The organism is Methylobacterium nodulans ORS 2060, from assembly GCF_000022085.1.
In the GTDB taxonomy this organism is placed as follows: Bacteria; Pseudomonadota; Alphaproteobacteria; order Rhizobiales; family Beijerinckiaceae; genus Methylobacterium; species Methylobacterium nodulans.
Genome location: NC_011894.1, coordinates 4,178,142 through 4,187,014, shown reverse-complemented (window position 1 = coordinate 4,187,014; position 8,873 = coordinate 4,178,142). Strand labels below are relative to the sequence as shown.

General features: G+C 68.8%; 8 protein-coding genes. All 8 read right to left on the bottom strand.

The window, feature by feature from the left end:
* Nucleotides 1–17: 17 nt before the first annotated feature.
* Nucleotides 18–638, bottom strand: a complete 621-nt coding sequence (locus tag MNOD_RS19485; protein ID WP_015930662.1) for an NADH-quinone oxidoreductase subunit J — start codon at nucleotides 636–638, stop codon at nucleotides 18–20.
* Nucleotides 639–775: 137 nt separating this feature from the next.
* Entirely contained in the window at nucleotides 776–1,264 is a 489-nt protein-coding gene (gene nuoI, locus MNOD_RS19480) for an NADH-quinone oxidoreductase subunit NuoI (RefSeq protein ID WP_015930661.1), read from the bottom strand.
* 25 nt (nucleotides 1,265–1,289) lie between these two features.
* On the bottom strand, nucleotides 1,290–2,312 hold the full coding sequence (gene nuoH / locus MNOD_RS19475; RefSeq protein ID WP_015930660.1) for an NADH-quinone oxidoreductase subunit NuoH: 1,023 nt from the start codon (nucleotides 2,310–2,312) through the stop codon (nucleotides 1,290–1,292).
* A gap of 10 nt (nucleotides 2,313–2,322) precedes the next feature.
* Nucleotides 2,323–4,404: an NADH-quinone oxidoreductase subunit NuoG gene (gene nuoG, locus MNOD_RS19470; protein WP_015930659.1), complete on the bottom strand. Its 2,082-nt coding sequence runs from the start codon at nucleotides 4,402–4,404 to the stop codon at nucleotides 2,323–2,325.
* Between the two features lie 38 nt (nucleotides 4,405–4,442).
* A complete protein-coding gene (nuoF, locus tag MNOD_RS19465; protein WP_015930658.1) occupies nucleotides 4,443–5,744 on the bottom strand; it encodes an NADH-quinone oxidoreductase subunit NuoF in 1,302 nt (433 codons plus the stop codon).
* Nucleotides 5,745–5,753: 9 nt separating this feature from the next.
* Complete coding sequence (gene nuoE, locus MNOD_RS19460; RefSeq protein ID WP_015930657.1) at nucleotides 5,754–6,911, bottom strand: NADH-quinone oxidoreductase subunit NuoE; 1,158 nt, start codon at nucleotides 6,909–6,911, stop codon at nucleotides 5,754–5,756.
* Nucleotides 6,912–6,950: 39 nt separating this feature from the next.
* Nucleotides 6,951–8,141 carry an NADH-quinone oxidoreductase subunit D gene (locus MNOD_RS19455; RefSeq protein WP_015930656.1) on the bottom strand — a complete coding sequence of 397 codons (1,191 nt, stop codon included), beginning with the start codon at nucleotides 8,139–8,141 and terminating at the stop codon, nucleotides 6,951–6,953.
* Nucleotides 8,142–8,219: 78 nt separating this feature from the next.
* A complete protein-coding gene (locus tag MNOD_RS19450) occupies nucleotides 8,220–8,867 on the bottom strand; it encodes an NADH-quinone oxidoreductase subunit C (protein WP_015930655.1) in 648 nt (215 codons plus the stop codon).
* Nucleotides 8,868–8,873 lie beyond the last annotated feature (6 nt).

Genomic DNA, 8,873 nt, shown 5'->3' with positions numbered 1-8,873 from the left:
GTCTTTCGGCCGCGCCGTCACACCTCGACGCCCTGGCGCGTCGGCACGTTGCGCAGCTCCACGGCCATGGCCTGGGTGCGGGCGTTCTGCACCGTGACGTCCTGCCGCTTCACGCCCGGGCGCTCGCGCAGGGTCAGGACGATCGCCCCGATCATCGCGACCAGCAGCACCAGGCCAGCGATCTGGAAGAAGAAGAAGTAGTTCGTGTACAGCACCAGGCCGAGGGCCTGCGTGTTGGTGATGCGATCACCGCCCGGCGCCACGGCGAGCGGCGCCTGCACCAGGCCCGGATCGATCGCCCAGGAACCGACGACGAGGAGCAGCTCGACCAGGAACACCGCGCCGATCAGCGCGCCCACCGGCAGGTAGTCCTGGAAGCCCTGGCGCAGCTCGGCGAAATCGACGTCGAGCATCATCACCACGAACAGGAACAGCACGGCGACGGCGCCGACATAGACGACGACGAGGATCATCGCCAGGAACTCGGCGCCCATCAGCACGAACAGGCCCGCCGCGTTCACGAAGGCGAGAATCAGGAACAGGACCGAGGTGACAGGGTTGCGGGAGGCGATCACCATGAAGCCCGAGGCGACGGTGATCGCGGCGAAGAGATAGAAGAAGGCGGCGGCTGCGGTCATGCGCTGAGTTCATGCCGCCTCGCGGCGGCCTCCTGCCTGGTCCCGATGTCCGGCCCCGGATTCCCCGGCGGCCCGTCTATAGATCCCGCTCCTGCGGCGCACAACGGCCTGCACGGGATGCGGGCCGGTCTTTCGCCTCAGCGGTAGGGCGCGTCCGCCGCGATGTTGCGGGCGATCTCGCGCTCCCAGCGGTCGCCGTTCGCGAGCAGCTTCTGCTTGTCGTAGAGCAGTTCCTCGCGCGTCTCGACCGAGAACTCGAAGTTCGGCCCCTCGACAATGGCGTCCACCGGGCAGGCCTCCTGGCACATGCCGCAATAGATGCACTTCACCATGTCGATGTCGTAGCGGGTGGTGCGGCGCGTGCCGTCGTTGCGGCGCGGGCCGGCCTCGATGGTGATGGCCTGGGCCGGACAGATCGCCTCGCAGAGCTTGCAGGCGATGCAGCGCTCCTCCCCGTTCGGGTAGCGGCGCAGCGCATGCTCGCCGCGGAAGCGCGGGCTGCGATGGCCCATCTCGAAGGGATAGTTGATCGTCGCCTTGGGCTTGAACAGGTAGCGCATGGCGAGGGCGAACCCCGACACGAACTCCTTGAGCAGCAGGCTGCGGGCGACCTGATCGAGCCTCATCGCTCAATCTCCGATTTTACGTGCGTCAGGAGACCGGCGCGAGGCCGGTCAGCTTCAGGACCAGGGCGACGACGAAGACCATGATGAGCGAGAGCGGCAGGAACACCTTCCACCCCAGCCGCATGAGCTGGTCGTAGCGGTAGCGCGGCACCATCGCCTTGGCCATGGCGATGAGGAAGAACAGGAAGCTCGCCTTGATGGTGAACCAGATCACGCCCGGCACCCAGGTGAAGGGCGCGAACGGAATCGGCGAGAGCCAGCCGCCGAGGAACAGGATCGTTCCGAGCGCGCACATGGTGATGATGGCCACGTACTCGCCGAGCATGAACAGCAGGTACGGGGTCGATGAATATTCGACCATGTAGCCCGCCACGAGCTCCGATTCGGCCTCCGGCAGGTCGAAGGGCGGGCGGTTCGTCTCGGCCATGGCCGAGACGAAGAAGACCACGAACATCGGGAGCAGCCAGAGCCAGTACCAGCCGAAGAGGCCGAGCGCGGTATCCTGCGCGCGGACGATCTGCGACAGGTTGAGGGAGCCGGCGCACATCAGCACGGTGATGATCACGAAGCCGAGCGAGACCTCGTAGGAGACCATCTGGGCGGTGGAGCGCAGCGCGCCGAGGAAGGCGTATTTCGAGTTCGAGGCCCAGCCGCCCATGATGACGCCGTACACGCCGAGCGACGAGATCGCGAAGATATAGATCACGCCAACATTGATGTCGGCGATCGCCCAGCCGTCGGCGAGCGGGATCACCGCCCAGGCCGAGAGCGCCAGCATCGCGAAGACGCACGGGGCCAGGAGATAGAGGCCCTTGTTGGCCCCCGCCGGAATCACTGGCTCCTTGATGACGAATTTCAAGAGGTCGGCGAAGGACTGGAACAGGCCGAACGGCCCGACCACGTTCGGGCCCCGCCGCAGCTGCACCGCCGCCCAGATCTTGCGGTCGGCGAGCAGCGCATAGGCGATGAAGAGGAGGAGCGCGACGAGCAGCACCACGCTCTTCAGCGCGACGAGGCCGACCGTCAGCAGGAAGTCGGTGACGCTCATGGTCTTCGTCCTATTCGGCGGCCTGGAGCGCGCGCTCGCGGGCGAGCCCGGAGCACTCCGCCAGCACCCGCGAGGCGCGGGCGATCGGATTGGTGAGATAGAAATCGAGCACGGGGCTGCGGAAGGGCTCGCGGGCCGGCTCGCCGCCGAGGCTCGCGAGCGCCGAGACCGCCGCCGCCACGTCCTGCTCCGCCACCTGATCCACCGCCGCGAGGTGCGGGTGATCGGCGTAGAGGGCGCGCCGCAGCTGGGCGAGCGAGTCGAAGGGCAGCCTGTGCCCGAGGGTCTCGGAGAGGGCGCGCAGGATCGCCCAGTCCTCGCGGGCGTCGCCCGGCGGGAAGCCGGCCCGGTTGGCGAGCTGCACGCGCCCTTCCGTATTCACGAAGGTCGCCGACTTCTCCGTATAGGCCGCGCCCGGCAGGATCACGTCGGCCCGGTGCGCACCGCGGTCGCCATGGGTGCCCTGATAGATCACGAAGGCGCCGGGCGCCACGTCCACCTCGTCGGCGCCGAGGTTGTAGAGCACGTCGAGCGCGCCCGGAGCCGTCATGCGGGCGACGTCGAGCCCCCCCTCCCCCGGCACGAAGCCGAGATCGAGGGCGCCCACCCGGGCGGCGGCCGTGTGCAGCACCCCGAAGCCGGTCCAGCCCTCGGCGAGCGCGCCGATACTTTCAGCGAGCTTCGCCGCCGCCGACAGGATCGCGGCGCCGTCCGGGCGCGCGAGGGCGCCCATGCCGACGATGACCAGCGGGCGCTCGGCCCCCTTCAGCACCTCGGCGAAGCTGTGCCGCCCGGCGGCGAGATCGGCCAGCGTCTCGGGCCCTGCCCCCAGATAGGTGTGCGGATAGGTGAGGTCCGCCGGCTCGCCGATCAGGCCGACCGGGAGCGGGCCCAGGCGCCAGCGCTTGCGGATCCGCACGTTGAGGAGCGAGGCCTCGATGCGCGGATTGGCGCCGACGAGCAGGATCGCGTCCGCCTGCTCGATCCCCGCGATGGTCGGGTTGAAGATGTAGGCGGCGCGGCCCCAGGCCGGATCGATCGCGGCGCCGTCCTGGCGGGCATCGAGATTGGCGACGCCGAGCGCCGTCATCAGGCGTTTCAGCGCGTAGATTTCCTCGACTCCCGCGAGGTCGCCCACGATGGCGCCGACGCGCTTGGGATCCGCCCCCTTGAACCTCGCCGCGATGGCAGAGAACGCCTCCGCCCAGCTCGCGGGGCGCAGGCGCCCGTTATCGCGGATGTAGGGCCGGTCGAGGCGCTGCAGGCGCAGGCCGTCCACCACGTAGCGGGTCTTGTCGGAGATCCACTCCTCGTTGACGGCCTCGTTCACCCGGGGCTCGATCTGCATGACCTCGCGGCCGCGGGCATCCACGCGGATGGCGCAGCCGACCGCGTCCATCACGTCGATCGATTCGGTCTTCGAGAGTTCCCAGGGCCGCACATTGTAGGATTGCGGCTTGTGCACGAGCGCGCCGACCGGGCAGAGATCCGCGACGTTGCCCTGCAGCTCCGATTCCATCGCCTGTTCGAGGTAGGAGGTGATCTCCATGTCCTCGCCGCGGCCGATCGCCCCGAGATCCGGCACGCCGGCGACCTCCGCCAGGAAGCGGACGCAGCGGGTGCAGTGGATGCAGCGGTTCATCGCCGTCCGCACCAGCGGGCCGATATACTTGTCCTCGACGGCGCGCTTGTTCTCGCCGTAGCGGGTCGAATCGACCCCGTAGGCCATGGCCTGGTCCTGCAGGTCGCAATGGCCGCCCTGGTCGCAGATCGGGCAGTCGAGCGGATGGTTGATGAGGAGGAACTCCATCACCCCCTCGCGCGCCTTCTTGGTCAGCGGCGACTTGGTGAAGACCTGCGGCGGCTCGCCGTTCGGCCCCGGCCGGCAGTCGCGCACGCCCCAGGCGCAGGAGGCCACGGGCTTGGGCGCCCCCTTCAGCTCGACGAGGCACATGCGGCAATTGCCGGCGATCGACAGCCGCTCGTGGAAGCAGAAGCGCGGGATCTCCGCGCCGGCCGCCTCGCAGGCCTGCAGCAGCGTGTAGTCCGGCGGGACATCGACCTCGGTGCCGTCGACGACGATCTTGGTCACTTTAGTCTTCTCCAGGCGTTCGACGCGCGAAGCGCTGCTCACTCCGCCGCCATCGGCACGGGGTCGCTGTGCGGGTTGGCGCTGTAGCGGTCGATGCGCTTCTCGATCTCGGGGCGGAAATGGCGGATGAGGCCCTGGATCGGCCAGGCGGCGGCGTCGCCGAGCGCGCAGATCGTGTGGCCCTCGATCTGCTTCGTCACGTCGAGCAGCATGTCGATCTCGCGCTTCTGCGCCCGGCCCTCGGCCATGCGCAGCATCACGCGCCACATCCAGCCCGTGCCCTCGCGGCAGGGCGTGCACTGCCCGCAGGATTCGTGCTTGTAGAAGTACGAGATGCGGGCGATGGCCGAGACGATGTCGGTGGACTTGTCGAGCACCATCACGGCCGCGGTGCCGAGGCCGGATTGCAGGCCGCGCAGGGTGTCGAAATCCATCGGCGCATCGATGATCTGCTCGGCCGGCACGAGCGGCACCGAGGAGCCGCCCGGGATCACGCAAAGCAGGTTGTCCCAGCCGCCGCGGATGCCGCCGCAATGGCGGTCGATCAGCTCGCGGAACGGGATGCCGAGCGCCTCCTCGACGTTGCAGGGCCGGTTCACGTGCCCCGACACGCAGAACAGCTTGGTGCCCGTGTTGTTCGGCCGGCCGATGCCCGCGAACCACTCGGCGCCCCGGCGCAGGATCGCGCCCGCCACCGCGATCGACTCGACGTTGTTCACCGTCGTCGGGCAGCCATACAGGCCCATATTGGCCGGGAAGGGCGGCTTCAGCCGCGGCATGCCCTTCTTGCCCTCCAGGCTCTCCAGCAGCGCCGTCTCCTCGCCGCAGATATAGGCGCCGGCGCCGTGATGGACGTAGAGGTCGAAGGGGTAGCCGTGGACGTTGTCCTGGCCGATCAGCCGCGCCTCGTAGGCCTCGTCCACCGCCCGCTGCAGGGCGTGCTTCTCGGCCACGTACTCGCCGCGGATATAGATATAGGCGGCATGCGCCCCCATCGCGAAGGATGCGAGCAGGCAGCCCTCGATCAGGAGATGCGGGTCATGCCGCATAATCTCCCGGTCCTTGCAGGTGCCGGGCTCGGATTCGTCGGCGTTGACCACGAGGTAGTGCGGCCTTCCATCCGACTTCTTCGGCATGAACGACCATTTGAGGCCGGTCGAGAAGCCGGCGCCGCCGCGGCCGCGCAGGCCGGACCGCTTCATCTCCTCGACGATCCAGTCGCGGCCCTGCTCCAGCAGGAACTTGGTGCCGTCCCAGGCGCCGCGCTTCCTGGCAGCGTCGAGGCCCGGGGAGTGGAACCCGTAGAGATTCGTGAAGATGCGATCCTGGTCGGAGAGCATGCCGTCGTCCTACCGGTTCGAGGGGGTCTTGGAGCGGCCCTTGGAGCCGGGGCCGGGCGGGCCCTTGTCGCCCGGATCCGCCCCTACGGGCTTGGCCTGCGCGGCGTTCGTGCGCCCGGGCGCGGCGTTCGGCTCGGCACCGGCCCGCTTGGCGGAGCCCTTCGCCTCGGCGACGGGACGCCCCTCCCCGGGTTTCGAGGGCGTCTCGGTGTAGGAGCGCCCGCTCTGCGGCCCGGGCTGCGGCTCGGGCCCGCTCTTCGGCTCGGCCACCGTGGTGCGGTCGGGACGGGCCTGGCCGGCCCGCTCGGCAGGATCCACCGGGGCCTTGCCCTCGGCCACCCGCTGGGCGGGGGCGGCGGCGGCCGGGCTCTCCGTCGCGCGGCCCGAATCGGGCTTGGCGGGCTTCGGCTCGGCAGCGTTCTTGGCGGCGGCGGTGGCGCCCTCGGTCTTCGCCCGGGTATCCTTCGCCTGAGTATCCTCGGCCTGGGTATCGGCCCCGGCCTCGCGCAGGTGCTCCTCCTCGAAGCGCTTGCGCCATGCGCCGATGCGCGAGCCGTCGAACAGCGTCTCGTCGGTGAGCGTGGTCACGGCGCCGAGCGGCTCCGACGAGGTCCGGCCGATCTGCGAGCCGGTCTTCACCGGGCGCCCCGCGGCGAGGTCGTCCATCAGCTTCGACAGGCTCTCGGGCGTGAGATCCTCGTAATAGTCGTGGTTGATCTGCACCATGGGCGCGTTGCAGCAGGCGCCCAGGCACTCGACCTCGATCCAGGAGAAGGTGCCGTCCGGGCTGACATGACCGGAGGGGCCGAGACGCTCCTCCAGCATGCGCTTGAGGTCCTTCGCGCCGCAGACGTCGCAGGGCACGGTGCCGCAGACCTGAATCCAATATCGGCCGACCGGCTCGAGCGCGAACATCGTGTAGAAGGTCGCGACTTCGAGCACGCGGATATGCGGCATGCCGAGCTGGTCGGCGACCGCCTCGATCGCCTTCTGGGGCAGCCAGCCGCCGTTCTGCTCCTGCGCCCGCCACAGGAGCGGGATCACCGCCGAAGCCTGCCGGCCCTCGGGGTATTTGGCGATCTGCTGCCTGGCCCACTCGGCGTTCTCGGGCGTGAACGCGAAGCTCTCGGGCTGTTCGGCGGTGGGCGCCAGTCTGCGGTTTGCCATCGCTCTCGTTCTCTCAGCCGCGGCCGCTCGTCATGCCACTCACCGGTCCACCTCGCCGAACACGATGTCGAGGGTGCCGATAATGCACGAGACGTCCGCCAGCATGTGCCCGCGGCACATCCAGTCCATCGCCTGCAGATGGGCGAAGCCCGGCGCGCGGATCTTGCAGCGGTAGGGCTTGTTGGTGCCGTCGGCGACCAGATAGACGCCGAACTCGCCCTTCGGCGCCTCGACGGCGGCATAGACCTCGCCGGCCGGCACGTGGAAGCCCTCTGTGTAGAGCTTGAAGTGGTGGATGAGCGCCTCCATCGAGCGCTTCATCTCGCGCCGCGAGGGCGGCGCCACCTTGCCGTCCTGCGTCGCCACGGGCCCTTGCCCGTCCGGCGCGCGCAGCTTGGCGATGCACTGCTTCATGATGCGCACGCTCTGGCGCATCTCCTCCATGCGGATGACCTGACGATCGTAGGTGTCGCCGTTCTTCCCCACCGGGATCTCGAATTCCATCTCCTCGTAGGACTCGTAGGGCTGCGCCTTGCGCAGGTCCCACGGGATCCCGGAGCCGCGCACCATCACGCCCGAGAAGCCCCAGGCCATCGCCTGGTCGGCCGTCACGATGCCGATATCGACGTTGCGCTGCTTGAAGATGCGGTTGCCGATCACGAGCTCGTCGAGATCGTCGACGACCTGCGGGAAGGTCTCGCAGAAGGCCTCGATGTCGTCGAGGAGCCCCGCCGGCAGGTCCTGATGAACGCCGCCCGGCCGGAAGTAGTTGGCGTGGAGCCGCGCGCCGCTGGCGCGCTCGTAGAAGATCATCAGCTTCTCACGCTCCTCGAAGCCCCAGAGCGGGGGCGTGAGGGCGCCGACATCCATCGCCTGCGTGGTGACGTTGAGCAGGTGCGAGAGCAGCCGCCCGATTTCGCAGTACAGGGTGCGGATCAGCTTGGCCCGCCGCGGCACCTCGATGCCGAGCAGCTTCTCCACCGCGAGGCAGAAGGCGTGCTCCTGGTTCATCGGCGCGACGTAGTCGAGCCGGTCGAAATACGGCGTCGCCTGCAGGTAGGTCTTGTACTCGATCAGCTTCTCGGTGCCGCGATGCAGGAGCCCGATATGCGGGTCCACCCGCTCGACGATCTCGCCGTCGAGCTCCAGCACGAGGCGCAGAACGCCATGCGCCGCCGGGTGCTGCGGCCCGAAATTGATCGAGAAGTTGCGGATGCTGTGCTCGGTCATGCGGCACCTCCGGCGCGGGAGGACGCGCTCGGGACTGTCGGAGAGGGAGGCTTCGTCATCGTCGCGCGCTCCGCCGCCCTAGCCTTTGGCCTTCTCGTCGCCGGGCAGCACGTAATCCGTGCCTTCCCAGGGCGACAGGAAGTCGAAGTTGCGGAACTCCTGGGTGAGCTTGACCGGCTCGTAGACCACCCGGCCCTCGTCCTGGTCGTAGCGCACCTCGACGAAGCCGGTCAGCGGAAAATCCTTGCGCAGGGGATGCCCCTCGAAGCCGTAATCGGTCAGGAGGCGGCGCAGGTCGGGATGGCCCGAGAACAGGATGCCGTAGAGGTCGTAGGTCTCGCGCTCGTACCAGTTGGCCGCCGGATAGACCGCGATGACGGAGGGCACGGGGGTGGCCTCGTCGGTCTGCACCTTCACCCGGATGCGCAGGTTATGGCGCAGGGACAGCAGGTGGTAGACGACGTCGAAGCGCCTGGCCCGGCCCGGATAATCCGCCCCGCAGATATCGATGAAGCAGCGGAAGGCGCAAAGGGGATCGTCGCGCAGATGGGTGAGCACCCGCACGATCTCCTGAGCCTCGACGGTGAGCGTCAGCTCGTCGAAGGCGATCACGCGGTCGGTCACGGCGGAGCCGAGCGCCTCGGCGAGACGGTCGCTCAGCGCCTGAAGCGCCTCGATCCCGTGGGCGACCTCCGTGTGGGGCCGGATCGTGATGCCGTTCGTCATCGTCTG